This window comes from Pseudomonas fjordensis, assembly GCF_976987115.1.
The window spans coordinates 654812-681026 of record NZ_OZ336860.1; the positions used below are offsets into that span (position 1 = coordinate 654812).

20 protein-coding genes and 1 pseudogene are annotated in these 26215 nt (G+C 61.7%); 7 read left to right on the forward strand and 14 right to left on the reverse strand.

What is annotated here, in order from left to right; translation table 11 throughout:
- Positions 1-93: 93 nt before the first annotated feature.
- Positions 94-2160 (forward strand): AsmA family protein, encoded by a 2067-nt coding sequence (locus ACWHXD_RS02785; protein WP_044271037.1) that lies wholly within the window; start codon positions 94-96, stop codon positions 2158-2160.
- A 113-nt stretch (positions 2161-2273) separates the two neighbouring features.
- Here the strand turns inward: ACWHXD_RS02785 and ACWHXD_RS02790 are convergent, their stop codons facing one another.
- Positions 2274-2804, reverse strand: coding sequence for a ferritin-like domain-containing protein (locus ACWHXD_RS02790; protein ID WP_003188119.1), 531 nt, complete (start codon positions 2802-2804; stop codon positions 2274-2276).
- Between the two features lie 176 nt (positions 2805-2980).
- On the opposite strand from ACWHXD_RS02790, the gene ACWHXD_RS02795 reads away from it, so the two are divergent.
- Entirely contained in the window at positions 2981-3871 is an 891-nt protein-coding gene (locus tag ACWHXD_RS02795) for an esterase/lipase family protein (protein ID WP_044271040.1), read from the forward strand.
- Between the two features lie 96 nt (positions 3872-3967).
- Here the strand turns inward: ACWHXD_RS02795 and ACWHXD_RS02800 are convergent, their stop codons facing one another.
- Positions 3968-4855 carry a DMT family transporter gene (locus tag ACWHXD_RS02800; RefSeq protein ID WP_044271043.1) on the reverse strand — a complete coding sequence of 296 codons (888 nt, stop codon included), beginning with the start codon at positions 4853-4855 and terminating at the stop codon, positions 3968-3970.
- 98 nt (positions 4856-4953) lie between these two features.
- Between ACWHXD_RS02800 and ACWHXD_RS02805 the strand changes: the two genes are divergently transcribed.
- The 3 genes from ACWHXD_RS02805 (at position 4954) to ACWHXD_RS02815 (ending at position 7304) form a co-directional block, all read left to right on the forward strand.
- Positions 4954-5742, forward strand: coding sequence for an AraC family transcriptional regulator (locus tag ACWHXD_RS02805; protein WP_034125676.1), 789 nt, complete (start codon positions 4954-4956; stop codon positions 5740-5742).
- Between the two features lie 71 nt (positions 5743-5813).
- On the forward strand, positions 5814-6113 hold the full coding sequence (locus ACWHXD_RS02810; RefSeq protein WP_003188123.1) for a PsiF family protein: 300 nt from the start codon (positions 5814-5816) through the stop codon (positions 6111-6113).
- A gap of 177 nt (positions 6114-6290) precedes the next feature.
- On the forward strand, positions 6291-7304 hold the full coding sequence (locus tag ACWHXD_RS02815) for an AI-2E family transporter (protein WP_003188124.1): 1014 nt from the start codon (positions 6291-6293) through the stop codon (positions 7302-7304).
- Positions 7305-7842: 538 nt separating this feature from the next.
- On the opposite strand, the gene ACWHXD_RS02820 is transcribed toward ACWHXD_RS02815, so the two are convergent.
- Positions 7843-9111, reverse strand: a complete 1269-nt coding sequence (locus tag ACWHXD_RS02820) for an Hsp70 family protein (RefSeq protein WP_032893792.1) — start codon at positions 9109-9111, stop codon at positions 7843-7845.
- Between the two features lie 166 nt (positions 9112-9277).
- Between ACWHXD_RS02820 and ACWHXD_RS02825 the strand changes: the two genes are divergently transcribed.
- Positions 9278-16225, forward strand: a complete 6948-nt coding sequence (locus ACWHXD_RS02825) for a dermonecrotic toxin domain-containing protein (RefSeq protein ID WP_138763136.1) — start codon at positions 9278-9280, stop codon at positions 16223-16225.
- A 230-nt stretch (positions 16226-16455) separates the two neighbouring features.
- The gene (locus ACWHXD_RS02830; RefSeq protein ID WP_098949709.1) at positions 16456-17394 is read left to right on the forward strand and encodes a DnaJ C-terminal domain-containing protein; all 939 of its coding nucleotides are present in this window, start codon (positions 16456-16458) and stop codon (positions 17392-17394) included.
- A 63-nt stretch (positions 17395-17457) separates the two neighbouring features.
- On the opposite strand, the gene ureC is transcribed toward ACWHXD_RS02830, so the two are convergent.
- The 11 genes and pseudogenes from ureC to urtB all read right to left on the reverse strand — a co-directional run bounded on the left by ureC (position 17458) and on the right by urtB (position 26127).
- A complete protein-coding gene (ureC, locus tag ACWHXD_RS02835) occupies positions 17458-19158 on the reverse strand; it encodes an urease subunit alpha (protein ID WP_032893788.1) in 1701 nt (566 codons plus the stop codon).
- 111 nt (positions 19159-19269) lie between these two features.
- A complete protein-coding gene (locus ACWHXD_RS02840) occupies positions 19270-19575 on the reverse strand; it encodes an urease subunit beta (protein WP_138763137.1) in 306 nt (101 codons plus the stop codon).
- Positions 19572-20105, reverse strand: a complete 534-nt coding sequence (locus ACWHXD_RS02845; protein ID WP_138763138.1) for a GNAT family N-acetyltransferase — start codon at positions 20103-20105, stop codon at positions 19572-19574. Before ACWHXD_RS02845 ends, ACWHXD_RS02840 begins: the two co-directional genes overlap by 4 nt.
- Positions 20106-20110: 5 nt before the next feature.
- The gene (locus ACWHXD_RS02850; RefSeq protein ID WP_138763139.1) at positions 20111-20623 is read right to left on the reverse strand and encodes a GNAT family N-acetyltransferase; all 513 of its coding nucleotides are present in this window, start codon (positions 20621-20623) and stop codon (positions 20111-20113) included.
- A gap of 9 nt (positions 20624-20632) precedes the next feature.
- Positions 20633-20935 (reverse strand): urease subunit gamma, encoded by a 303-nt coding sequence (gene ureA / locus ACWHXD_RS02855; RefSeq protein WP_003171437.1) that lies wholly within the window; start codon positions 20933-20935, stop codon positions 20633-20635.
- A 45-nt stretch (positions 20936-20980) separates the two neighbouring features.
- Positions 20981-21091, reverse strand: a pseudogene (locus ACWHXD_RS02860) (outer membrane lipoprotein carrier protein LolA); the annotation flags it as partial.
- A 2-nt stretch (positions 21092-21093) separates the two neighbouring features.
- Positions 21094-21933 (reverse strand): urease accessory protein UreD, encoded by an 840-nt coding sequence (locus ACWHXD_RS02865; protein WP_138763140.1) that lies wholly within the window; start codon positions 21931-21933, stop codon positions 21094-21096.
- A 31-nt stretch (positions 21934-21964) separates the two neighbouring features.
- Complete coding sequence (urtE, locus tag ACWHXD_RS02870; RefSeq protein WP_032893783.1) at positions 21965-22663, reverse strand: urea ABC transporter ATP-binding subunit UrtE; 699 nt, start codon at positions 22661-22663, stop codon at positions 21965-21967.
- A gap of 64 nt (positions 22664-22727) precedes the next feature.
- Positions 22728-23561 carry an urea ABC transporter ATP-binding protein UrtD gene (gene urtD, locus ACWHXD_RS02875; RefSeq protein ID WP_169918267.1) on the reverse strand — a complete coding sequence of 278 codons (834 nt, stop codon included), beginning with the start codon at positions 23559-23561 and terminating at the stop codon, positions 22728-22730.
- Positions 23558-24625, reverse strand: a complete 1068-nt coding sequence (gene urtC, locus ACWHXD_RS02880) for an urea ABC transporter permease subunit UrtC (RefSeq protein ID WP_014716711.1) — start codon at positions 24623-24625, stop codon at positions 23558-23560. Before urtC ends, urtD begins: the two co-directional genes overlap by 4 nt.
- Positions 24625-26127 carry an urea ABC transporter permease subunit UrtB gene (urtB, locus tag ACWHXD_RS02885; RefSeq protein WP_138763141.1) on the reverse strand — a complete coding sequence of 501 codons (1503 nt, stop codon included), beginning with the start codon at positions 26125-26127 and terminating at the stop codon, positions 24625-24627. Before urtB ends, urtC begins: the two co-directional genes overlap by 1 nt.
- Positions 26128-26215 lie beyond the last annotated feature (88 nt).

Consider the following 26215-nt stretch of genomic DNA (forward strand, 5'->3'; position numbering starts at 1 on the left):
TTGCGTTAAACCCCCAGGCACTTTGCCAGTCGTAGTCCTATAAGCTGTTTAAAAGGCTGTTGCCCAGCCAGTCGTATTCAGGAGTCCTGTGCAATGACGCGCACTCGTAAAATCGTCGCTTGGAGCTGCGCCAGCTTCGTTCTGTTAATGGCCATCGTGGTACTGGTGTTGGTGTTCTTCGACTGGAACCGCATCAAGCCGCCCCTCAATGCCAAGGTCTCCGAAGAGCTGCATCGCCCGTTCGCCATTAACGGCAACCTCGCCGTGGTGTGGCAGCGTGAGCCCGATGAAGGCGGCTGGCGCGCCTGGGTGCCGTGGCCCCATGTGATTGCCGAAGACCTGACCCTGGGTAACCCCGATTGGTCGAAACAACCGCAGATGGTCACGCTCAAGAAGGTTGAGCTGCGTATTTCGCCCCTGGCTTTGCTGGTGCAGCGTGTGGTGATCCCGCGCATCGACCTCACTGAACCCAGTGCCCAGTTGCAGCGCCTGGCGGATGGCCGCGCCAACTGGACCTTCAAGTTCGACCCCAAGGACCCCAACGCCGAACCGTCCAACTGGGTGGTGGACATTGGCGCCATCGGCTTCGACAAAGGCCATGTGACCCTCGACGATCAAAGCCTCAAGACCCAGCTGGATGTGATCATCGACCCGCTGGGCAAGCCGATTCCCTTCGGTGAAATCGTCGGCGACGCCGATGCCAAAAAGGCCCTGGAAAAAGGCTCGGCGCCCCAGGACTACGCGTTCGGCCTCAAGGTCAAAGGCCAGTATCATGGCCAGAAGCTTGCGGGCACGGGCAAGATCGGTGGCTTGCTGGCCTTGCAGGACGCGGCCAAGCCGTTCCCGCTGCAAGCCCAGGTCAAGATCGCCGACACCAGCATCGCGCTGGCCGGTACCCTGACCGACCCGCTGAACCTCGGCGCCCTGGACCTGCGCCTGAAACTGTCGGGCAGCAGCCTGGGCAACCTGTACCCGCTGACCGGCGTGACCCTGCCGGACTCGCCGGCCTATTCCACCGACGGCCATCTGATCGCCAAACTGCATGAAGCCAGCGGCGCCTCCTTCCGCTATGAGAACTTCAACGGCAAGATCGGCAACAGCGACATCCATGGCGACCTGGCCTATGTCGCCAGCCAGCCACGGCCCAAGCTCAGTGGCGCGCTGGTGTCCAACCAACTGCTGATGGATGACCTGGCGCCTTTGATCGGCGCGGACTCCAATGCCAAGCAAAAAGCCCGTGGCGGTGAAAGCAAACAGCCGGCGACCAAAGTGCTGCCGGTTGAGGAGTTCCGCACCGAGCGTTGGCACGATATGGATGCTGACGTCGAGTTCACTGGCAAACGCATCGTCCACAGTGCCGACTTGCCTTTCACCGACCTCTACACCCACCTAGTGCTCAACGACGGCCAACTGAGCCTCGAACCCCTGCGTTTCGGCGTGGCCGGTGGCAAGCTCGATGCGCAGATTCGCTTGAACGGTCGCACTACGCCGATGGAAGGCCGCGCCAAACTCACGGCGCGTAACTTCAAGCTCAAGCAGTTGTTCCCCACCTTCGAACCGATGAAAACCAGCTTTGGTGAACTCAACGGCGACGCCGATATTGCCGGGCGCGGTAACTCCGTGGCGGCACTGTTGGGCACCTCCAACGGCGACCTGAAGATGCTCATCAACGATGGCGCCATCAGCCGTAGCCTGATGGAAATCGCCGGGCTCAACGTGGGTAACTACGTGGTAGGCCGCCTGTTCGGCGACGAGGAAGTGAAGATCAATTGCGCGGCGGCGGACTTCGGCATCAAGACGGGCCTGGCGACCACGCGGCTGTTTGTGTTCGATACCGAGAACGCGATCATCTACATCGACGGCACCGCGAATATGGCCACCGAGCAGTTGGACCTGACCATCACGCCGGAATCCAAGGGCTTTCGCCTGTTCTCCCTGCGTTCACCGCTGTACGTCAACGGGCCGTTCATCAAGCCCAATGCCGGGGTCAAGGCCATCCCGCTGGCCCTGCGCGGTGCGGGCATGGTCGCTCTGGGTGTGATTGCCGGGCCTGCTGCGGGCTTGCTCGCCTTGGTGGCCCCAAGTGGTGGCGAGCCCAATGAGTGCGCACCGTTGCTGCAACAGATGAAGGAAGGCAAGGCGCCAAAAACTGTTAAGTAACTGTGGGAGCGGGCTTGCCCGCGATAGCGGAGTATCAGTCAATGATTTATCAACTGATCCAACGCTATCGCGGGCAAGCCCGCTCCCACAGTGGGGTGTTGCAGTGTTAGTGGTTACAGGTCCTGCAGAATATCCGCCATGTCGTCGGCGTGTTCTTCTTCCTGGGCCAGGATGTCTTCGAAGATGCGACGGGTCGTCGGGTCTTTGTCACCGATGTACTGGATGATCTCGCGGTAGCTGTCTACGGCGATCCGTTCGGCCACCAGGTCTTCGTAGACCATTTCTTTCAAGGTGTTGCCTGCCACGTATTGCGCATGGGAGTTCTTCGACAGCAGGTCGGGGTTGAACTCCGGCTCGCCGCCCAGCTGCACAATGCGCTCGGCCAGTTTGTCGGCGTGCTCGGCTTCCTGGGTGGCATGTTCCAGGAACTCATCGGCAGCCACGCTGGCCTTGAGGCCGTTGGCCATGAAGTAGTGACGCTTGTAGCGCAGCACGCAGACCAGTTCGGTGGCCAGCGACTCGTTGAGCAGACGGATGATTTCTTCGCGGTCGGCGTCGTAGCCTTCGGTCACGGCGCCGTTTTCGACGTTCTGGCGGGCGCGGCTGCGCAGGGTTGCAACGTCAGTCAATTGTGCTTGAGTCATTTCAATCTCCTGGGGCTAATCCGGTTGTACGCCACGCTCTGCCGGCGGGGTCGTTATCAGGTGTGAGTCCTGGGCGGAGCAAAAAGTTTTATTGGATTTGCCGGCGGGTGTCATCTTCTGGTCGCGGGCGTGGGCTAGCCTGACTTTATTCCGTCTGGATCAAGGACGTTCGGCCCATGCCGCAGTCGTTAGCTACACGTTACCCCTTGGTGCTGGTGCCCGGCATGCTGGGTTTTGTACGCCTGGGGTGGTTCCCCTACTGGTACGGCATCGTCCCGGCGCTGCGGGCTGGTGGGGCGCAGGTATTTGCTGTGCAGGTTGCGCCGCTGGATTCCAGCGAGGTGCGCGGTGAGCAGTTACTGGTGCAGATCGAGCGGATTCTGCGCGAAACCGGCGCCGACAAGGTCAACCTGATCGGGCATAGCCAGGGCTCGCTCACCGCTCGCTATGCGGCGGCCACGCGCCCGCAATGGGTGGCCTCGGTGACCTCGGTGGCCGGGCCCAATCATGGCTCGGAACTGGCCGATCATATCCACGCCCATTACCCGGTCGACAGCGTCAAAGGCCGGCTGATGAGCGCTGCTTTTCACTTGGCAGCCTGGGTGATGGGCCTGCTGGAAACCGGCTATCGCGGGCCGCGCTTCAAGGCCGATCTGCCGGCCTCGCACCAGTCCCTGACCAGCGCGGGTGTGGCGCTGTTCAATCGCCAATATCCCCAGGGGTTGCCCCAGGAATGGGGTGGGCAGGGAGTGGAGGAGGTCAACGGTGTGCGCTATTACTCGTGGTCCGGCACCTTGCAGCCGGGCAAGACCGACCGCGGGCGCAACTTGCTGGATGGGACGAATCGCAGTTGCCGCTGGTTCGCCCGCAGCTTTGTGCGGGAGAAGGGCCAGTGTGACGGCCTGGTCGGGCGTTACAGCTCGCACCTGGGCACGGTGATCGGCGATGACTACGCCCTGGACCACTTCGATATCGTCAACCAATCCCTGGGGCTGGTGGGCAATGGGGCCGAGCCGATCCGTTTGTTTGTCGAGCATGCCCGGCGGCTGAAGGCGGCCGGGGTTTAACCGGGCAACCGCGTTATCGTTCTTCGCAGGCAAGCCAGCTCCTACCTTTGAAATGCATTCCCCTGTGGGAGCTGCCTTGCCTGCGATAGCGATGGCTCAGGCCACGCTGACCCTCCGGCCAACCGGCGTGGTCCAACGCTCCGACAAAATCACCCCACCCAAGGTCAGCAAACCGCCCACCAAGTGATACAGCGCCAGCTCTTCCTTGAGCACCAGCGCCGCAATCAGCGCGGTAATCAAGGGCAGCAGGTTGAAAAACAGCGTGGTACGGCTTGGCCCCAGGGTCTTCACCGAGTGCATCCACGCCAACGGCGCCAGCATCGACGCCAGCAGGCACGCATACAGCACCAGCGGGATATTCGCCCAGCCCAGACCTGCCTTGGCCGAGAACAGGTACAGCGGAAACAGCACCACCACCGCCACCAGCACTTGCAAATACAGGAGCACCAACGGCGGCAGTCGCAGCTGCCATTTTTTCAGCAGGGTGCTGTAGACCGCGTAGGCCAGCGTGGCAATCAGCATCATGCCGTCGCCCAGGTTGACCCCATGTTGCAGCAGCGCGCCCAGGCTGCCGGCTGACACCACCACTACCACGCCTGCGAACGACAGCACCGCGCCGGTCAAGGCGCCAAAGGTCAGGCGTTGGCCAAGGCTGATGATCGCGGCGGTCAGCGCCATCAGCGGCATCAGCGACAGGATGATGCCCATGTTGGTGGCGCTGGTCAGCGTCGCGGCGTAGTAAGCCAGGCTTTGATACACCGCCATGCCGAGCACGCCGAGGATAAAGATCTTGCCCAGGTTGGGGCGGATCTGCGGCCAGTGGGCGACCACCGGTTTGAGCATGAACGGCGTGAACAGCAACGCTGCGAACAGCCAGCGGTAAAAGCCGATTTCAGCCGGGAAGATCGAGCCCACGGCCAATTTGTTGACCACGGTGTTGCCGGCCCAGATAAAGATAGCCAGCAGTGGATACGCGTATTGCATTGAAAAGAAACCCAGTGTGTTGACGAGGCAGGATTATCCTCTGTCTGGATCGAAGCCTATACTGCGATCCAGACAACCGAGCGTTGAATCCAGACAATATGTCCCGACACACCGTACGCCTGCCCGATTTCGCCCGCCTGCCAAGCCCGGTGTACTTTCGGTATTCCGATTTTGCCCCGGACACCGAATGCACCCCGCACCAGCACACCTGGGGCTCGCTGGATTACTCGGCCAGCGGCGTGATGCGCATGGAAGTGGCGGGCAATCGCTTCATGTCGCCACCGCAATACGCGGTGTGGGTGCCGCCGCATACCGAGCACAGCTCCTACAATGCCGAGGCGATTGTCTACCACTCCGTAGGTCTGGCGCCGCAGCTATGCGAGCAGTTGCCGCAGCAGCCTTGCACGCTGGCGATCAGCGACATTCTCAAGGCGATCCTCAAGGATTTCGCCCTGCGCGACGTCAATGCGCCGCGCACCGACGCCGACATCCGGCTGGCCCAAGTGCTGGTGGACCAACTCCGGCAGGCGCCGGTCCACGATTGCTTCCTGCCCTACGCCCGCCACCCTGGGTTGCTTGGGGTCTTGGAGGGCATGCAGGCAGAGCCGGGAGACAACCGCCCGCTGGCGCAATGGGCCGAGCAGGTGCATGTGAGCGAGCGGACCCTGGCGCGCCAGTTTGTGCGCGAGCTGGGCATGAGCTTTGGCGAATGGCGCCAGCGCCTGCGCTACCTGGCGGCCATCGAAGCGCTGGACAGCGACCGTAGCGTGCAACACGTTGCGTTTGATCTGGGCTACAGCACCGCCTCGGCGTTTATCGCCATGTTCCAGCGCCACGCTGGCTGCACGCCAGAGCAATACCGACGGGCGAATATTCGTGGCCGGTGAAGTTGTAACAGGTTTTGACTACACTGCGCGGTAGGCCGTGCCCGTCGGCACGGTAACAGGGAGAAAACTCCATGAAGATGCTGCGTATTCCGTTGTTGATGATGGGCCTGCTGATGTGTGCCCAGGGTTTTGCCGCCACTGCCCAGCAGAACAAAATGACCACCTGCAATGCCGAGGCCACCACCAAGACGCTCAAGGGCGATGACCGCAAGGCCTTCATGAAGACCTGCCTGTCGGCACCTGCCGCCAACGACGCCAAGACCCTGACCCCGCAGCAGCAGAAGATGAAAGACTGCAATGCGTCGGCGAAAACCCAAGCCTTGGCCGGTGACGCGCGCAAAACCTTCATGAGCACCTGCCTGAAGAAATAATAGCCCCGGGCCATAGAAGGCTGCGACACTCGCACACAGCCCCTTTGTAGGAGCGAGCTTGCTCGCGAAAAACGTGAACGATCACACGGGCGCCCTGACTAAACGAGGCGCTCTTGCGTTTTTCGCGAGCAAGCTCGCTCCTACAACATCCTTCAACGCCGTTTGTTTTGAGGCTGTATGCCAACGTTTTCTCAGCGTCATGTGTTGTTGCTGTCTAGCTACATCATCATTTTCGGCGGGTTGCTGCTGGTACTGCCGCTGAAATTGCTGCCCAGCCTGCTGGCCGGCCTGTTGGTCTATGAGCTGGTCAACATGCTCACCCCTCAACTGCAACGCCTGATCGAAGGCCGGCGCGCACGCTGGCTGGCGGTGGCTTTGCTGGGCACCTTGATTGTCAGCGTGCTGGCCTTGATCTTCGCCGGCGCCATCAGCTTCCTGCTCCACGAAGCGGAAAACCCCGGGGCGTCCCTGGATAAATTCATGGGCGTGGTCGACCGCGCGCGCGGCCAATTGCCGCCGTCCATCGACGCTTACCTGCCTGCCAGCGCCGCGGAGTTTCGCGTGGCCATTGGCGATTGGCTGAGCAAGCACCTGAGCGAACTGCAACTGGTCGGCAAAGACGCTGCCCACATGTTCGTCACCTTGCTGATCGGCATGGTGCTGGGCGCGATCATCGCCTTGCAGCGCGTGCCCGACCTGACCAAGCGCAAACCCTTGGCCGCCGCGCTGTTCGACCGTTTGCACCTGCTGGTCCAGGCGTTTCGCAACATCGTTTTTGCTCAGATCAAGATCGCCGCGCTGAACACCGCCTTCACTGCGGTGTTCCTGGCGGTGGTGCTGCCGTTGTGTGGCATCCACCTGCCGTTGACCAAGACCCTGATCGTGCTGACCTTCCTGCTCGGCCTGCTGCCGGTGATCGGTAACTTGATCTCCAACACGCTGATCACCATTGTGGCGTTGTCGTTGTCGATCTGGGTGGCGGTGGCGGCGCTGGGGTATTTGATCGTGATCCACAAGGTTGAGTACTTCCTCAACGCACGTATTGTTGGCGGGCAGATCAGTGCCAAGTCGTGGGAGTTGTTGTTGGCGATGCTGGTGTTTGAGGCGGCGTTCGGCTTGCCGGGGGTGGTGGCGGGGCCGATTTACTATGCCTATCTCAAGAGCGAGCTGAAGCTTGGGGGGATGGTTTAGGCCTTGTGTCGCCTGGGCTGACGCCATCGCGGGCAAGCCCGCTCCCACATTGAAATGCGATCACCTGTGGGAGCTGGCTTGCCTGCGATGACGGCCTCACAGCCGGCCCCTGTCTATCTGACGCCCCGCGATCAAACTGTGGGAGCGGGCTTGCTCGCGAAGGCGGCCTGGCAGTCAACGCAGTTGGATTGTGTGTATATCCATTGCTGCGGTAAGGGCCGCTTAGGGTTCCGCCCTGACGGCGGGTCACTTTGGAAAAGCCCCAAAGTAACCAAAGGGCTCTTGCCCCACCACTCGGCACCTCGCTCACGCTCGGTGTGCCCGAACACAGGCTTGAATCCGTGGGCCGCCGCCACGCGCCATCCATGGCGCGGGGCGGCTAACCCGGCGTCCTGCCGGGTTACCCACGAATTCAAGCCTGCGTTCGGCCAGCGTGGTTTGACGGGGCGCCTAAGATCAAAAGCAGATCAAGATCAAGAGCGGCTCGCTTCGCATCGTGGTTACCGTCGGAGGGGCGTGCCACGGTTTTAGCTACAACTCAGCAACCGTAACGCTTGCTCGCCTCAATCGCCAAACCACTGCCAATACTGCCGAAGATATTGCCTTCCACATGCCGCGCATTCGGCAGCATTGCCGAGATGCTGTGGCGCAGTGCCGGGATGCCGCTGGAGCCGCCGGTGAAGAACACGGTGTCCACCTGCGCCACGCTCACCGAGGCGTCGTTGAGCAACTGCGTGACGCTGCCGCGTACACGTTCCAGCAAGCTGTCGATGGACGACTCGAACAGTGCGCGGCTCAGGTCTACGCTCAGGCCGGCTTCGATGCGGTCCAGCGGCACGTGGCGGCTGTCTTGGTGGGTGAGCTGGATCTTGGTTTCTTCCACTTCCATGGCCAGCCAGTGCCCGGCGCGCTGTTCGATCAGTTTGAACAGGCGGTCGATGCCGCCGGTGTCTTCGATGTCGTAGCGCATGCTGCCCAGGGCCAGCTGGGATTTTTGTGAGTACACCGAGTTGATGGTGTGCCAGGTGGCCAGGTTCATGTGGTGGCTGGTGGGCATGTAGGCGCCGCTTTTCATGCGGCTGCCGTAGCCGAACAGCGGCATCATGCCTTGTAGGCTGAGCTGTTTGTCGAAGTCGGTACCACCGATGTGTACGCCGCCGGTGGCGAGGATGTCGCTCTGGCGGTTGTCGTTGTGACGACGCTCCGGCGACAGGCGCACCAGGGAGAAGTCGGAGGTACCACCGCCGATGTCGACGATCAGCACCAGCTCTTCTTTGGTGATGGTGGACTCGTAATCGAAGGCAGCAGCAATCGGTTCGTACTGGAAGGAGATGTCCTTGAAGCCGATCTTGCGCGCCACGTCCACCAGGGTGTTTTCTGCTTCCTGGTCGGCCATCGGGTCGTCATCGACGAAGAACACCGGGCGGCCCAGCACCACTTCTTCGAACTCACGGCCGGCGTTGGCTTCGGCGCGGCTCTTGAGTTGGCCGATAAACAGTGCCAGCAGGTCGGTGAAGGGCATGGCAGTGCCGAGCACGCTGGTGTCGTGCTTGATCAGCTTGGAACCCAGCAGGCTCTTGAGCGAGCGCATCAGGCGGCCTTCGTAGTTCTCCAGGTATTCGTGCAGCGCCAGGCGACCGTAGACCGGGCGGCGCTCCTCGAAGTTGAAGAACACCACTGACGGCAGGGTGATCTTGTCGTCCTCCAGCGCGATCAGCGTCTCCTCGCCGGGGCGGATCCAGCCGACGGTGGAGTTGGACGTGCCGAAGTCGATGCCGCAGGCACGGGCTGGGGATGCGTTTTTCATGTCTCACAGGTTCCGGGCAAAAAACGGCCGCGCAGTGTATGCCACTGGCGCGCGGATGCGTAGACCGGTGATCCGTAAATCCATCGGCATTCGCGCTACATAGCTACGTCTTGAGGCTGCCGGGGTTTGGCTAGGCTGCGGTTTTACCGCTCACGGATGAACCGCTATGCCTGATGCAACCTTTACCGCCGACCTGCGCGGCGTGCACTACGACTTCCTCAAACAACGCGTGCCAAGCTGGTTCCTGGAGGGCACGACCCAGCGCCAGGAAGAGCTGGGCCAGCACGAGATGGACATTCCTTCCTGGTACCTGGCCGCGACTCACCAAGACAAAACCACCCTGGCCGAGCAGCACACACGTTTTCGCGAAACCCTCAATTCAATCGAAGAACATCTTGGCCAGATCGACGACATCCTGGCGTTCGCCGAGCAGCCGCTCAAGGACGCGATCAAAAAGCAGTTCAACCTGGAGTTGGATGTACGCAATGTGTTCCTCGTGCGCAAATACGCCTACAAAGGTGCTCGCGACGATTTCTACGGGGCCTTTGTTTTTGAACAGCAAAACGACCCCAGCCTGACCTACACCTACCGTGGTACATCCCTGTTGGAAGCGGCTCTGGCCAATTTCGAGGCCGATGAAGAACAGCCTTCGCCGTGCACCGATTGCCAACTCATTACCCGCTGGAATCCCGAGAACCCCCACATCATTGCGACATTCGCCGCCGTCAACGCCCACGCGGTGGCGATCAAGCCCCATGAGTTTGCCAAGCTGTGCCGCACCCTGGACCTCGGCGCGCAATACCAGAAGCACATCAAGGCGGTTGTCGAACCCGACGCCGCCCAAGAGCGCGAGGCGCTGGAGCAGTTGCTTGAGGAGCATCAACGCCAGCAACTGGCGCTGAGCATCGAGATTGCCCGGTTGCAGTTAAACGGCGCGTTGAGTGCCGATGCCTACCAGATGCTCAAACAGGTGGTGGCCGGTTCCGGCACACCGAAGCTGGCGGGCAAGCCGGTCACCTACGCCGCCCTCAAGGTGTTGGACCGCGTGCTGGTAGGGCCGCTGCTGATCGGGCCAGACCGTGAACGTTCGGACCGTACCGAGCCACTGGTGGTGTACATACCCGGCGACCCGCAACAGCCGGTCAAGGAGTACGCCTCCAGCGGCGAGTTCATGGTCGATCTGCGCATGCGCTTGCACAGCGCATCCTATCGACGCTTTTTTAGTCGCTTTATACCGGTGCACGAGCAAGGCAGTTTTTTCGCCCGTTTCAGCCGGTTGTACCAGCCAGCCGATAATGGCAACGGTGGGGCCGATTATCCGCTGCGTACCTCGTTGGTGCGTTTGCCCATGGACGGCTTCCTGCTCAGTGGTGACCTTTGGCAGCGCAGTCGGCAGGCACATATCCGCAAGATTTTGAGTGATGCGCGGGCCGTGGCCGTACCCACCGAGGACGAGGATCGCAAGGCGCGGCTGGAGCGTCTGGAAGGTTTTTTCGACGCCGCTGTCAGCGTGTTCAACCTGGCGGCCTTCGTGGTGCCAGGGTTGGGGCCCATCATGCTGGCCGTGGGCGCGTCGCAGATGTGCTACGAGGTCTTTGAAGGGATAGAGGCTTATGGACAAGGCGAGCCGCGGCAAATGTGGGCGCATTTTGCCTCGGTGGCGTTGAACGTGGCGTTTATTGCCACCGGCGCCAAGGTACTGCCTGCCGTCAAATGGCAGAGCGCGGTGGAGCATCTCAAGCCTGTGACGATGCCGTCCGGCAAGCAGGTGCTGTGGAACCCTGACCTCGCGCCCTACGAAGCGCCCGTCAAACCGGCGCCCGAGGCCAAGGCCAACGCGCTGGGCCTGTACGAGCATGACGGGCAGCAACTGGTGGCATTCGAGGACGCCCATTACCAGGTCAAGCAAGACACCCTCACCGGTGATTACCGCATCCAGCACCCGACCCGCTCCGGCGCTTATACCCCGGAGCTGGAACACAACCACAACGGGGTATGGAGCCATGAGCTGGAAGAACCGCTGACCTGGGATGAACCGACCTTGCTCAAGCGCCTGGGGCTTGTCGACCAGGCGGACCCGCTGCGCATCAGCGGTGTCGACACCGACGTGTTGCGCCAGGCCGCGGTCCATCACGAGCCGTTGCCGTGGTTACTGGAAGACACGCTCAAACGCTTTGAACTGCACCAGCAGCTCACCACCTTTGCCGAGCGCATCAGAAGCAGTGACCCCTTGGTGTACTCGAAAGCCGAACCCAAGCTGCAATTTGATCTGCTTCAACGCCGTGGCCTCTTGCCTGACAACGTGGCGCTGAAAGTCATCGGCCCCCAGGGCGAGGTGCTCTGGGAGACGCCCGATGCACCGGCTTCAGCCAGCAAGCGCGTGATGGTGGTGACCGAAAGCGCCATGGTCCGGGGCGGTTTGCTGCGCGAGTTGTTGTATACGTTGCAGGGTGTCGACCCGCTGCTCAAGGAGTTTCCCGGCAGCCCCGAGGAGTCGCTGGAGGTGCGCGCCGGCAAGCTGCGCCACTATCTCGGCGATGCCGTTGACAGCCTCAAGGGGCCGTTACTGGAACAACGCTACCAAGCGCTGAACCCTGCGCCCGATGCCGATGTGCAACGTCTGCTGGATACCTACCCGGCCTTGCCCACACCGGTCGCCGAGGGTGTGCTGCAAGGGGCGACGACCGATCAGTTGCAGGCCTTTCGCAGCACCCGTCGTTTGCCCGAGCCCCTGGCCACGCAAGCCCGATGGTGTGCTCAGGAAACCCGGGTGGCCCGTGCCTACGAAGGGTTGCACCTGGACACCCAGACGCACCTGGACAGCCAGCGCCTGGCCTTGCGCACCCTGGAAACCCTGCCGGGCTGGCACCGGGGTTCGCGCATCGAGCTGCGTCAGTATTCGGCTGAAGGCACGGTGCTGGATGCCATCGGCTCGCCTGACTTTCCGCATAAACGCACATTGGTGCTGCTGGAAAGCGGCGACTTCCAAGCCTCCATGCCCGGTGATTTCTACAGCGCTATCTGGGAACAATTGGCACTCGATGAACGCCAGCGCCTGGGCTTGAGCAGTGCCGTTGAACTCAAGCAGGCGATTCAACGCAGCCCGTTACCGCGAGGGCCGTTGCGCACGGTGCTGGAGGAGAACCCACTGCGCAAACCTGACTACGACCCGATGGCCAGGCTATTGGGCGGCGCGCCTGGGGTGCGTCAGTTGTTAAGGACGGCGGGGAATGTGCTTCGCTCCCCGGCGGAGCGGGTACGGCGGTTGTTTCCAACCTTCAGCGACGAGCAGGTCACGGCGTTCATTGAGTCGCTGGGTGAAGACGTGCGGGGCGAGTTGAGCCGCCGTGAGTTGGAGTACCGCACCCTGAAAAAAACCTTGAAAGTCTGGGCGCAAGCTAAGGGAGCGCGGGCCTTGGCCCCTTACAGCGAGGAGTGGCGTGTGAGCGAAGAGATCAAACGCTGCTGGCGCCGTGAGACCGGGAGCCAACTGCACATTCGCCTGCCCAGGGACAACCTCTATGGGGTGGATTTGCCCGCCATAAAAGGAGGCTTCGACCATGTCCAGGAATTGGTGTTGTCGAATGTCAAATGGGGTGGGCATTCCAGTGCGTTGTTCCTCGAAAACTTTAACGAGCTGAACAGTTTGAGCATCACCGGGGCCGAAATGACCGAGCTGCCTGCGGTGATTGGCGACATGAAGCAGCTCACTGCGTTGACGCTGCACGACAACGGCTTGCAGTTGACTGAACATAGCGCGGGCTTGGTGAGTAATCTCAATGCGCTGCAAGTGCTCGACCTGTCGAGTAATCCGCTGGGCGTAACGCCAGACTTCAGTGGCATGCCCCATTTAAGAGAGCTGAGTCTGTATAGGACGCGCATCGAGCGTTGGCCCTCGGGGTTGAGAGAGCAAGCCGGGCTGGAGCGCCTCGACCTGCGTCAAAACCGTCTGCAACAGGTACCACAGGACAACCTGGTGCCGCCCGCGGATCAATTGGAAACCGTGGCACGTATCAACAATGTCACCTTGCTCGAGAATAATCGCTTCCCCCCCGATTATTGGAAAACCTTCGATAAGTACTGGCAGGACCTGGCCCAGTCTCGACCCGACCTGTTGCAAGGGGCACTGGAGGGCGCTTTCGACAGTAAAAACCCGCGCATCGAGAAGGTGCAGTACATGTACCCCGAGTACTCCGTGCAGAAGGCCAGGGCGCTTATCTGGTCCTGGGGTGAAGGGGCCGATGCGCAGCTCAACCGCCTCTGGCAAGAGCATTCTGTGCTGCTCCGGCAGTTGAACGGGTGGCTGTTCTCAGGCGGTGGTGAGCGCCAGCGCTATGTGCGTGTTGGCGAGCGTGCCAATGACGCAGGGTCTTTGCGTGACCGCCACCAGGCCTGGGACCGCATCTTGCGCTGCTGGAGGCAAGAAACACCGCAACAGCTCACCAATGATGGCGAACCTTTCGGCCTGGAGTTGAACCTCAGTGATCTGAACCTGCCGAGCCTGCCTGACCTGGACGCGGATTTCAGCCATGTGGGTTCGCTCAAACTGAGCAATATGAACCTTCGAACCTCGCCGGAAGGGTTCCTCGCGCGTTTTCGTGGGGTGCGCTGGCTCGATTTGTCCAAGAACCAGTTGCGTGAGTTACCGCCGGCGGTGGGGCAGATGCATGGCTTGACCCGCTTGTCCCTGCAAAACAACCGGATCCGCCTGACTGCCGATTCGGCGGCGATACTCTCGTCACGCACCACGCTCAAGGCTCTGGTACTCAATTCAAACCCCCTGAGTAGGGCGCCGGACTTCAGCCAAATGACCAACCTGCACTCGTTGGGCATGGGGGCCACCGGCCTCGATACCTGGCCTACCGGCTTGGACGAGCTCCCCCTGTTGGACATGGTGTACCTGCGTGGCAACAATATTTCCACCTTGCCCGATGCGCTGATCGCCCCGTCGGACGAGCAACTGGAACAGACACTGCGGGTCACCCGGGTAACCGACCTGGGCCTTAACCCGCTGTCCGCCGATACGCGACAACGCATCAACGCCTACGGCGACCGGCTCACCGCCACCGAGCGAGCAGCCAATCGATTGGTCGCCAGTGTGACGAGTGCGGTGGATGGCCCGGTGGTGTCGCATGACGCGGATGCTCCGTTTCGGCGCTGGTCCACAGGCTTTTCCACTGAGCAGTTGGCGCAGCGCCGGCTCCAGTGGTCCACCCTGCGTGCGTTACCGGGTTCGGACGGCTTCTTTGAAGTGCTCCGGGACCTGGAAATAGCGCCTGCCGGGCGTGAAGACTTGCAGCGCCGCATCTGGGAGGTGATCGATGGCATCACGCAAAACAGCAATGAGTCCGAGCAGTTGCGCAAGGAGATGTTCGAGTGGGCGGGGCGGGCGGCCTGCTGTGACCGGGCGGCGTTGACCTTCAGCAACCTGGAGATTCTGCTGATGACCTACAACGCCAAGGCACTCGCTTTGGACTCGACCCAGGGTGAGGCCCTGCTGAAGCTGTCCAAGGGGCTGTTCCGTCTCGATGAGCTGGAAAAGATCGCCCTGGAGGATATCGACCAGCGCAGGGCTGCGATCAACGCGCGTGAGGGCTTGAGCCCTGCCCAACGGGAGAGCGCCTTGAGGGCCGTGGAAGAGGTGGAGGTGCGCATGGCGTATCGCCATGGGCTCAAGGATCGCCTTGAATTGCCCGGCCAACCGCAGCAGGCCCGGTTTGCCCATTTCGGCAATGTGACCCAGGCTATGCTTGATGCGGCCTACCAACGGGTGCTCAGCCTGGATAACTCCGCCCAGGAGTTGCAAGCCATGCTCGCCAGAGACTTCTGGAAAGACTATGTGGCGAATAAATACCGGGCGCAGTTTGAAGCACAGAACGAACCCCATCACGAACAAATGGAAGCCTTGCAGCGCGACTTCGAGGCCGGGACGCTGCCCCGTGCAACCTACGACACCAAGGTCAAGGCATTGCAGGCGCAGTTCGAGATTGAAGAAGCACAATTGATCGAACGCTTGAGCCGCGATGAAGTGGCGCAGGCGCTGGTGCCGACAGCGAGCCTTGAAGTGTTGGCGGATAGCGATGGCAACGGCTTGCAACTGTCCCAGGCGCAAGCCATCGACTTCAATGGCAAGCGCTACTTCGTGGCGAGCATGCCCGATGCGGGTGATGGCGAGCATTACGTGTTATGGGTACAAGCGGCGGATAACCCCTTGCGGTTGACCAGCAGCGCAATCGTGGCCAAGCCTGACGTCAATGGCGTGTGGCGCCGCCGAGGCCTGGCGGGCGGGATGGCGCCGCCGGGGTCCGACGATGAGTTTGTCGACGCGTCGGAATCCATGCCGGTCAAGCCCTATACAACGGCCGAACTCAGTTACATGCGCCGGGAGGTGCACTTTACGGCCAACCCTAATCCGGTCGGCAGTTACATCCGCGCCAACAACGGCAAGTACCCACTCAGGGATTACCAGGGCAGGCCGATCCGTATCCGAACCCTGGAGAGGCAAGTGACCTTGGATTCCGGCGCGCAATACACCTCCGCGCAGGTCAAACCCTACATCCAGTTCGAAGGCTATGAGCATGTCGGTGCACGCTATGAAGCGCAACTGCAACTGCGCACGTTCACCGCGCAGGATGTGAAAGTGCCTGGCGAAAAGGCGTTGATCGGCCAGTCCATGGTGGTGGCCAACCGGCGTATCGCCAAAGGAGAAATCGTCGGTGTCTACGGCGGTACCGTACTGCCGTCGGGGATCTTCGGCGAGGGCGGCCAGACCTACACCATGAAGGTGGGCAGCCAGAAGGTCGCCGAGGGTAACGTTCTGATGGAGGTGCCGATTCATTTGTCGGGGGACAATATTCTGTCGCGAATAAACACCCACTTTGAATATGACGAAAACGGCAAGCCGCTGCGCCAGGCGCCAAGTGGCTATAACGTCGAGACAGTGGGGTTTGATGTTGAGGCCGACATGTGGCTGGGCGTGGGGCCAGGGGCGCAGATAAAGCGCAAGCCGTTCATCCTCAACACCCTTTTCGCCACTGAAGACATCGCCGCGGGCACCGAGCTGCGATTGGACTACCAATACACCGAGGGGATGATAAAAAAGCTGTTCGCTTGATCCTACGCAGGTCGGTAACCCGTCCGTCGTCGTAAATAGCGGTATCGCATCTTGAAAGACCGCGTTTTGCCCCAATCTTGTGGGCATATCCAGGCGGTACACAGCCATTGCATTAAACCTGTGTGCCGCCGCTTAACTTATGACGCGCCCTGACATCAATTCCCAGGCTGCCAGCCATGGCGTGCCGTGTGGCGGGCTGCGCGATATCGATAACGGATGGTGATGCCCCCATGGATTTCAAAGACTATTACAAGATTCTCGGTGTCGAGCCGACGGCTGACGACAAGGAGATCAAGTCGGCTTATCGCAAGCTGGCGCGTAAATATCACCCGGACGTCAGCAAGGAAAAGGATGCCGAATCCAAGTTCAAGGATGCGTCCGAGGCCTACGAAGCGCTGAAAAGCGCCGACAAGCGCGCCGAATACGACGAATTGCGCAAATACGGCCAGCATGGCCAGCCGTTCCAGGGCCCGCCGGGCTGGCAGAGCCGTGGCGGCTTTGGTGGCGGCCAGGACGCGGGCGACTTTTCGGACTTTTTCAGTTCGATCTTCGGCTCGCGCGGCGATGCTTTCGGTGGCGGCCAGCGCCGTCCTACCGGGCGCAAGGGCCAGGACGTGGAGATGCACCTCACGGTTTCCCTGGAGGAAACCCTGTCCACCGAGTCCAAGCAGATCAGCTTCCAGGTGCCGCAATACGATGCCTCCGGTCGGCATGTGAGCAATACCACCAAAAGCCTGAACGTGAAGATCCCGGCCGGTGTGGCCGATGGCGAGCGCATTCGCCTCAAGGCTCAGGGCGCACCGGGCATCGGTGGCGGGGCCAACGGTGATTTGTACTTGATCATCAAGTTTGCACCCCACCCCAAGTTCGAGGTGGACGGCGAAAACCTGATCATCAACCTGCCGCTGGCACCCTGGGAGTTGGCGCTGGGCACGGAAGTGGCCGTGCCGACCCTCACCGGCAAGATCAACCTCAAGGTGCCAGCCGGCAGCCAGAACGGCCAGCGCATGCGTGCCAAGGGCCACGGCTTGTTGAACAAGGCCGGGCAACGCGGCTACCTGTTCATCCAACTGAAGGCGGTCATGCCTGCGGCGGGTAACGACGATGTGAAAGCGTTGTGGCAGGAGCTGGCGCAAAAAGCCGCTTTTAACCCACGCGAGCAGTTCTGAGGCCTACGCGAACACGCTGTACCTGTGGTGAGGGCGCAAGCTCCCTCACCACATGGGGCGAAGCTAGAACAGGAAATACCGCTGCGCCATCGGCAACACTTCAGCCGGTTCACACCACAGCAACACCCCATCGGCCTTGACCTGATACGTCTGCGGGTCCACCTCGATATCCGGCAAATAGTCGTTGTGGATCAGGTCCGTTTTCTGCACATCGCGGCAACCCTTGACCACTGCAATCTGCTTTTTCAAACCCAGGGCCTCGGGCAGGCCGGCGGCCTGTGCTGCCTGGCTGATAAACGTCAGGCTGGTGGCGTGCAGGGAGCTGCCGAAGCTGGCGAACATGGGGCGGTAATGCACCGGTTGCGGTGTGGGGATCGAGGCGTTGGCGTCGCCCATCAGGCTCGAAGCAATGGCGCCGCCCTTGAGGATCAGCGTCGGCTTGATGCCGAAAAACGCCGGGCGCCACAGCACCAGGTCGGCCCATTTGCCGACTTCGATGGAGCCGACGATATGGCTGATGCCGTGGGTGATCGCCGGGTTGATGGTGTACTTGGCGATGTAGCGTTTGGCGCGGAAGTTATCGTTGCCCGCGCCGTCGCCCGGCAGGGGGCCACGCTGTTTTTTCATCTTGTCGGCGGTCTGCCAGGTGCGCGTGATGACTTCGCCGACACGGCCCATGGCCTGGCTGTCGGAGCTGATCATCGAGAACGCGCCGAGGTCGTGCAGGATGTCTTCGGCGGCGATGGTTTCGCGGCGGATGCGGCTTTCGGCGAAGGCCACGTCTTCGGCAATGCTCGGGTCCAGGTGGTGACACACCATCAGCATGTCCAGATGCTCGTCGATGGTGTTGCGCGTGAACGGCCGCGTCGGGTTGGTGGAGCTGGGCAGCACATTGGGGAAGCCGCAGGCCTTGATGATATCCGGCGCGTGGCCGCCACCGGCGCCTTCGGTGTGGTACGTGTGGATGGTGCGGCCCTTGAGCGCGGCGAGGGTGGTTTCGACGAAGCCCGACTCATTGAGGGTGTCGCTGTGGATCGCCACCTGCACGTCGTAGGCATCGGCGACGCTCAGGCAGTTATCGATGCTCGCCGGCGTTGTGCCCCAGTCTTCGTGCAGCTTCAAGCCGATAGCACCGGCCTTGACCTGCTCGATCAGCGGTTCGGGCAAACTGGCGTTGCCCTTGCCGGTAAAGCCAATGTTCATCGGGAACGAATCGCTGGCCTGCAGCATCCGCGCAAGGTGCCACGGGCCGGAGGTGCAGGTGGTGGCGTTGGTGCCGGTGGCCGGCCCGGTGCCGCCGCCGATCATGGTGGTGACGCCGCTGGTGAGGGCCTCTTCGATCTGCTGTGGGCAAATGAAATGCACATGGGAGTCGATGCCGCCGGCGGTGAGGATCATGCCTTCCCCGGCAATCACTTCGGTGCTGGCGCCGATGGCCATGGTCACGCCGGGCTGGATGTCCGGGTTGCCGGCTTTGCCAATCGCGTGGATGCGGCCATTCTTGAGGCCCACGTCAGCCTTGACGATGCCCCAGTGGTCGATGATCAATGCATTGGTGATCAGCGTGTCGACCACTTCATGGGCGAGCAATTGGCTCTGGCCCTGGCCGTCGCGGATTACCTTGCCGCCGCCGAATTTGACCTCTTCGCCGTAGACGGTGAAGTCCTGTTCCACTTCGACGAACAATTCGGTGTCGGCCAGGCGCACCTTGTCACCGACGGTGGGGCCGTACATGTCGGCGTAGGCTTGGCGGGTGATTTTCATGTGTGTGCCCTGAACAATAGGTGTTGAATGTGAAATCGCTATCGCAGGCAAGCCAGCTCCCACAGGGGAATGCATTCCAACTGTGGGAGCTGGCTTGCCTGCGATGAGGCCCTAAAGGTCGCCCATGACCCGCCCTGCAAACCCAAATACCCGCCTTGCACCACTCAACTCCACCAACTCCACCTCCCGACGCTGCCCCGGCTCAAACCGCACCGCCGTGCCCGCCGCAATATTCAGGCGCATGCCACGGCTGGCCGCTCGGTCGAATTCCAGCGCGTCGTTGGTCTCGAAAAAGTGGTAATGCGAACCCACCTGGATCGGGCGGTCGCCGCTGTTGGCCACGCCGAGGGTGAGGGTGCGGCGGCCGACATTCAGTTCGATCTCGCCAGGCTGGATCTGATATTCACCAGGAATCATGCAGGTTGCCCCAGGGTCTTGAAGTAGATGGCGGTCGGGCTGTAGCGCCCGTCCGGGCTTTGGCAATAGTCGGGCAGCTCACCGATCTTGGTGTAGCGCAGCGACTGGTAAAAGGCTTCGGCGCCGGAGCCGGCCTCGGTGTCCAGGTACAGCAGGCCACGCTTGTGCTGGCGCGCGGCGAGTTCCAGGGCATTCATCAATTGTTGGCCCAGGCCATGGCGACGGGCGCTGCTGTGCACCAGCAACTTTTGCACCTCGGCGCGGTTCAGGCCGTTTGCTTTCTGGCACAGCGCCAGTTGCACGCTGGCAATCACCTGCTCGTCGCGCACCACCACCCACAGCAGCAGGCTGCTGTCCTCGACGCCGGCTTGCACGCCGGCCAGGTAGTCCCGGGCCTGGGCCTCATCGAAGTCGGCCATGAAGCCCACCGAAGCGCCATGCTGCACCGCGTCCAGCAACAGCTCGATCAAGCCCCGCCGGTAGTGAGCAAAACTTTCCGCATTGACTCGACGAAGTTGTGCAACGCTCATCGATGTCACTCCTTGGGCGGTTGTGCGCCCGGGTTCAAAGTCAGTTGCATAAAGGTCAGGTCGAGCCAGCGGCCAAATTTGATACCCACCTGGGGCATTTGCCCGGTGGTGATAAAGCCCAGGCGTTCATGCAGTCGGATCGAGGCCAGGTTGCCGCTTTCGATGGCCGCGACCATCACATGTTTGCCACAGGTGCGAGCGCGCTCAATCAACGCTGCCATCAGCCCTGGACCGAGGCCTTTGCCGCGCTGGTCGTTGCGCACATATACCGAGTGCTCGACGCTGTAGCGAAAGCCTTCGAAGGGGCGCCAGTCGCCGAACGAGGCGTAACCGGTGACTTCGTTGTTTTCTACAGCGACCAGGATCGGATAGCCCTGGGCCTGGCGCGCACTGAACCAGGCTTGGCGGTTGGCCAGGTCCACCGGTTGCTCGTTCCAGATCGCGGTGGTGTTCAACACCGCGTCGTTGTAGATGGCGCGAATTGCCGGCAGGTCGTGTTCGGTTGCATCACGAATCATGGCCGCGCCTCACGCAATGGGCTGGTGGACGGTGACCAGCTTGGTGCCGTCGGGGAACGTGGCTTCCACCTGGATATCCGGGATCATTTCCGGAATGCCTTCCATCACTTGTTCGCGGCTGAGCAGGGTGGTGCCGTAGTGCATCAGGTCGGCCACGGTGCGGCCATCGCGGGCGCCTTCCATCAAGGCGGCGGAGATATAGGCGATGGTCTCCGGGTAGTTAAGCTTCACCCCGCGCGCCAGGCGCCGCTCGGCGACCAGGCCTGCGGTGAAGATCAGCAGTTTGTCTTTTTCCCGTGGGGTCAGGTCCATGGTTCAGTCCGTCGTAAGGCAATTAAAAGGGCGAGCACTCACCCCTGTAGGAGCGAGCTTGCTCGCGAAAAACCTGAGGGCCCCGCGTGCATTCAGGATGCCCGCGTTATCGTTAACGATCTTCGCGAGCAAGCTCGCTCCTACAGAAGGGCGCATGTTCATGTGCTCCAGATTCTGGGTGATACGGCTTCGCGTCCAAGCATGGCGGGGCGCAATAGCCGCCATAAATCAATCAACCAACCCCTCGCCAGCAACGCTTCACTGGCCAAACAACGCGCCACCAGCAAGCCAGGCAATTGGGTCAGATCACCGCGCACCGCGTGGGGCAGTGAGCGGCATTGTTCCAGCAATTGCGCATCGACTTCACCGGTCACCAGCAATGTGGCAAACACCGGCTGCCCATCCAGCCCGATAGGCGAATCCAGCAACCCATCGGCGCCCACAATGCGCTGGCGCTCGTGCCAGAGCAACTGGCCGTCGCGGCGAATGTCCAGGTGCGATTGAAAGTGGCCCAGGTCGAACCGTTCGCCACTGGCCGGGCGGCCCAGGGCGACCACATCCCAGTAGAACAACCGCGCATCGCCCGACAGCTCGACTCGCGTGGTGAGTTCGGCTTGGGCGGCGCTGAACACGATGGTTTCCTGAGGTAGCCATTCCAGGGTCGCGCCGGCTTCCACGGTCAGTTCCAGTTGTTGAAACGCCGGGCCGCTGGCGCGGTACCACTTGGCGGCGCCAGGGCTGGTCAGTTGGGCCCAGGCCCCTGTGCCCACATGGGCGCTGATGTCCAGGCGATCGCCACCAGCAATCCCGCCGGGCGGGTGTACGATGATGTGCTGGCACACCTCGGGGCCTTCGGCGTACAGGTGTTTTTGCACCCGCAGCGGGCCAAGGTGGCGGCGCAGTACCGGGCGCGTGGTGGTGTCGACACGCGCGTAGCCGAGTTCCAGCTCGGCGTGCCAGCTGGGGGTGAACAGGGCAGGGGAAACGGGCAGGTTCATGAGCGTGTGCTTATCGTTAGGAGGCTACAGATTAGATGGTTACCAGCCCGCGCACACCGTCGCTTTCCATATTTTCACCACGGCCCTGCTGCACGATTTCGCCGCGGGACATCACCAGGTACTGGTCTGCCAGTTCAGCGGCAAAGTCATAGAATTGCTCCACCAACAGGATCGCCATGTCGCCGCGCGCCGCGAGCTTCTTGATCACCGCGCCGATTTCCTTGATCACCGACGGCTGGATGCCCTCGGTGGGCTCATCGAGAATCAACAGGCGCGGGCGGCTGGCCAGGGCGCGACCAATCGCCAACTGTTGTTGCTGACCACCGGACAAGTCACCGCCGCGGCGATGCTTCATTTGCAGCAACACCGGGAACAGTTCGTAGATGAAGGCCGGCACTTCCTTGGCTTCGGAGCCGGGAAAGCGCGACAGGCCCATCAGCAGGTTTTCTTCCACCGTCAGCCGCCCGAATATCTCCCGGCCCTGGGGCACGTAGGCGATGCCGGCATGCACACGCTGGTGCGGCTTGAAGCCGGTGATGGCCTTGCCTTCCCAGTTCACCGCGCCTTCCTTGGCGGGCAACAGGCCCATCAGGCACTTGAGCAGGGTGGTCTTGCCCACGCCGTTACGCCCGAGCAGGCAGGTGACTTCGCCGATCTTCACATCAAAAGACAGCCCGCGCAGGATGTGGCTACCGCCGTAGTATTGGTGCAGCTTGTCGACTTGCAGCATGTTTGATTCTCCAACTTGGCATTCCCACGCGGAGCGTGGGAACGATCAGCCGTTCGTGTCAGCGTTAGCGACCGAGGTAAACCTCGATCACCCGCTCGTTTTCCTGCACCTGCTCCAGCGACCCTTCGGCCAGCACGCTGCCCTGGTGCAACACGGTGACATGGTCGGCAATCGAGCCGACAAACCCCATGTCGTGTTCTACCACCATCAACGAGTGCTTCCCGGCCAGGCGCTTGAACAGCTCGGCGGTGAACTCGGTTTCGGCGTCGGTCATGCCTGCCACCGGTTCATCGAGCAGCAACAGTTGCGGGTCTTGCATCAGCAGCATGCCGATTTCCAGGAACTGCTTCTGGCCGTGGGACAGCAAACCGGCGGGGCGATGCACCGAGGCGGTGAGGCGGATGGTGTCGAGCACTTCTGCGATGCGGTCTTTTTGCTCGCCACTCAGGCGCGCACGCAGGCTGGCCCACACCGACTTGTCGGTCTTCTGCGCCAGCTCCAGGTTTTCGAACACGCTGAGGGCTTCGAATACCGTGGGTTTCTGGAACTTGCGCCCGATGCCAGCCTGGGCGATCTGCACTTCGCTCATGCGGGTCAGGTCCAGGGTTTCGCCAAACCAGGCCTTGCCGTGGCTGGGCCGGGTCTTGCCGGTGATCACGTCCATCAGTGTGGTCTTGCCGGCGCCGTTGGGGCCGATGATGCAGCGCAATTCGCCGACGCCGATGTACAGGTTCAGGTCGTTGAGGGCCTTGAAACCGTCGAAGCTGACGCTGATATCTTCCAGGGTCAGAATGGTGCCGTGACGGGTGTTGAGCCCTTTGCCCGCGACCTGGCCGATGCCAATCGCATCGCGGCCGCTGCCTGCGTCGAAAATAGGTTCAAGCATGACGTTCCTCATTTCTTCAGCAGGCCGATAACGCCCTTGGGCAGGTACAGGGTGACGATGATGAACAGCGCCCCCAGGAAGAACAGCCAGTACTCGGGGAAGGCCACGGTGAACCAGCTTTTCATGCCATTGACCACACCGGCGCCGAGCAGCGGCCCGATCAGCGTGCCACGCCCGCCCAGCGCCACCCACACGGCGGCTTCGATGGAGTTGGTCGGTGACATTTCGCTGGGATTGATGATGCCCACCTGCGGCACATACAGCGCGCCGGCAAGGCCGCACAACACCGCGCTCAACACCCACACGAACAGCTTGAAACCGCGTGGGTCGTAACCGCAGAACATCAGGCGGTTCTCGGCATCGCGCAGGGCGGTGAGCACACGGCCGAACTTGCTCTTCGCCAGGCGCCAGCCGATGTAGAGGCTGGCCACCAGCAACAGCACCGTGGCGATAAACAACACCGCCCGCGTGCCCGGTTCAGTGATGCCAAAACCGAGGATGCTGCGAAAATTGGTAAAGCCGTTGTTGCCGCCGAACCCTGTCTCGTTGCGAAAGAACAACAGCATCCCGGCGAACGTCAGGGCCTGGGTCATGATCGAGAAATACACGCCCTTGATCCGCGAGCGGAAGGCGAAGAAACCGAACACCAACGCCAGCACACCGGGGGCCAGTACCACCAGGCACAACGCCCAGAGGAAATGGTCGGTGCCGGCCCAGTACCAGGGCAATTCGGTCCAGGACAAAAAGGTCATGAACGCCGGCAACTCATCGCCCGACGCCTGGCGCATCAAGTACATGCCCATGGCGTAGCCGCCCAGGGCGAAGAACAAACCGTGGCCCAGGGATAACATTCCGGCGTAACCCCACACCAGGTCGAGCGCCAGGGCGACGATGGCGTAGCAGAGAATCTTGCCCACCAGGGTCAAGGTGTAGGCCGACACATGCAGCGGGTTGTCGGCAGACAATAGCGAACACAGGGGCAACGCCAGCAGCAGGAGCAGGATGACCGCACCGACTGCAATCGTGACTTTGGGGCCGGCCTTTTGCGTGGCCGTAAGCATCAATGGCTGGTTCATCAGTCGATCACCCGTCCTTTCAGTGCGAAGAGTCCTTGCGGGCGTTTCTGGATAAACAGAATGATCAGCGCGAGGATCAGGATCTTGCCGAGCACGGCACCGATCTGGGGTTCGAGGATTTTGTTGGCGATCCCCAGGCCAAAGGCGGCCATGACACTGCCGGCCAACTGGCCGACGCCGCCGAGCACCACCACCAGGAACGAGTCGATGATGTAGCTCTGGCCCAGGTCCGGGCCGACGTTGCCGATCTGGCTCAGCGCCACGCCGCCAAGGCCCGCGATGCCGGAGCCGAGGCCGAAGGCGAGCATGTCCACACGCCCGGTGGGCACGCCGCAGCAGGCCGCCATGTTGCGGTTCTGGGTGACGGCGCGCACGTTCAGACCCAGGCGCGTCTTGTTCAGTAGCAGCCAGGTGAGCACCACCACGAACAGCGCAAAGGCAATGATGACGATGCGGTTGTACGGCAGCACCAGGTTGGGCAGCACCTGGATGCCGCCGGACAGCCAGGCCGGGTTCGACACTTCGACGTTCTGCGCGCCGAACACCAGGCGCACCAGCTGGATCAGCATCAGGCTGATGCCCCAGGTGGCGAGCAGGGTTTCCAGCGGACGGCCATACAAGTGACGGATGACTGTGCGTTCCAGCGCCATGCCGATGGCCGCAGTGACAAAGAACGCCACCGGCAACGCGATCAATGGGTAGAACTCGATGGCCTGGGGCACATAGCGCTGCATCATCAACTGCACCACATAGGTGGAGTAGGCGCCGAGCATCAGCATCTCGCCGTGGGCCATGTTGATCACGCCGAGCAGGCCGAAGGTGATCGCCAGGCCCAGGGCCGCCAGCAGCAGGATCGAGCCTAGAGACATGCCGCTGAACGCCTGGCCGAGGATTTCACCCATCATCAGTTTGCGTTTGACCTGGGCCAGGCTGGTTTCAGCAGCGGTGTGCACGGCGGCATCGGCTTCCACGCCGGGTGCCAGCAGCGCTTCAAGGCGCGTGCGCGCGAGCGGGTCGCCGGTGCTGCCGAGCAAGCGCACGGCCGCCAGGCGCACCACCGGGTCAGGGTCGACCAATTGCAGGTTGGCCAGGGCCAGGCTGAGGGCGCTGTGCACCTGCTCATCCGTCTCGGCGGCGGCCTGCTGGTCGAGGAATTTCAGCTGTGCAGGCACTGCGCTTTTTTGCAGGGTGCGCGCAGCCTCCAGGCGCACCTTGGGGTCGGCGGCGAGCAGTTGCTGGCTGGCTTGCACGTTATTGATCAAGCCGCGCAGGCGGTTGTTCAGGCGCACGGTCTTGGTTTCGCCGTTGAGCGTGAGTTGGCCTTGCTCAAGGGCGTCCACCAACTCGATACGCGTTGGGTCGGGTTGGGCGGCCCAGTCCTGCAGGAGTTTGGCTTGCTGCACCGGGTTGGCGGCGAGGAAGTCTTCGGCGTCGCTGGCGTGTGCGCCAAAGGGCAGCAACAACAGCAGGGCGAGGATGAGGCGGTGGAGGGCAGTGGGCATAGCAAAATGTCCTGATTATGCGCGGTCAAACTGTGGGAGCGGGCTTGCTCGCGAATGCGGTGTGTCAGTCAGCACATTTGTCACTGAT

Bases quoted from the DNA above. Each gene is read 5' to 3' on its own strand.
- ACWHXD_RS02785 (WP_044271037.1), top strand. From the start codon at position 94: ATGACGCGCACTCGTAAAATCGTCGCTTGGAGCTGCGCCAGCTTCGTT.
- ACWHXD_RS02790 (WP_003188119.1), bottom strand. From the start codon at position 2,804: ATGACTCAAGCACAATTGACTGACGTTGCAACCCTGCGCAGCCGCGCC.
- ACWHXD_RS02795 (WP_044271040.1), top strand. From the start codon at position 2,981: ATGCCGCAGTCGTTAGCTACACGTTACCCCTTGGTGCTGGTGCCCGGC.
- ACWHXD_RS02800 (WP_044271043.1), bottom strand. From the start codon at position 4,855: ATGCAATACGCGTATCCACTGCTGGCTATCTTTATCTGGGCCGGCAAC.
- ACWHXD_RS02805 (WP_034125676.1), top strand. From the start codon at position 4,954: ATGTCCCGACACACCGTACGCCTGCCCGATTTCGCCCGCCTGCCAAGC.
- ACWHXD_RS02810 (WP_003188123.1), top strand. From the start codon at position 5,814: ATGAAGATGCTGCGTATTCCGTTGTTGATGATGGGCCTGCTGATGTGT.
- ACWHXD_RS02815 (WP_003188124.1), top strand. From the start codon at position 6,291: ATGCCAACGTTTTCTCAGCGTCATGTGTTGTTGCTGTCTAGCTACATC.
- ACWHXD_RS02820 (WP_032893792.1), bottom strand. From the start codon at position 9,111: ATGAAAAACGCATCCCCAGCCCGTGCCTGCGGCATCGACTTCGGCACG.
- ACWHXD_RS02825 (WP_138763136.1), top strand. From the start codon at position 9,278: ATGCCTGATGCAACCTTTACCGCCGACCTGCGCGGCGTGCACTACGAC.
- ACWHXD_RS02830 (WP_098949709.1), top strand. From the start codon at position 16,456: ATGGATTTCAAAGACTATTACAAGATTCTCGGTGTCGAGCCGACGGCT.
- ureC (WP_032893788.1), bottom strand. From the start codon at position 19,158: ATGAAAATCACCCGCCAAGCCTACGCCGACATGTACGGCCCCACCGTC.
- ACWHXD_RS02840 (WP_138763137.1), bottom strand. From the start codon at position 19,575: ATGATTCCTGGTGAATATCAGATCCAGCCTGGCGAGATCGAACTGAAT.
- ACWHXD_RS02845 (WP_138763138.1), bottom strand. From the start codon at position 20,105: ATGAGCGTTGCACAACTTCGTCGAGTCAATGCGGAAAGTTTTGCTCAC.
- ACWHXD_RS02850 (WP_138763139.1), bottom strand. From the start codon at position 20,623: ATGATTCGTGATGCAACCGAACACGACCTGCCGGCAATTCGCGCCATC.
- ureA (WP_003171437.1), bottom strand. From the start codon at position 20,935: ATGGACCTGACCCCACGGGAAAAAGACAAACTGCTGATCTTCACCGCA.
- ACWHXD_RS02865 (WP_138763140.1), bottom strand. From the start codon at position 21,933: ATGAACCTGCCCGTTTCCCCTGCCCTGTTCACCCCCAGCTGGCACGCC.
- urtE (WP_032893783.1), bottom strand. From the start codon at position 22,663: ATGCTGCAAGTCGACAAGCTGCACCAATACTACGGCGGTAGCCACATC.
- urtD (WP_169918267.1), bottom strand. From the start codon at position 23,561: ATGAGGAACGTCATGCTTGAACCTATTTTCGACGCAGGCAGCGGCCGC.
- urtC (WP_014716711.1), bottom strand. From the start codon at position 24,625: ATGAACCAGCCATTGATGCTTACGGCCACGCAAAAGGCCGGCCCCAAA.
- urtB (WP_138763141.1), bottom strand. From the start codon at position 26,127: ATGCCCACTGCCCTCCACCGCCTCATCCTCGCCCTGCTGTTGTTGCTG.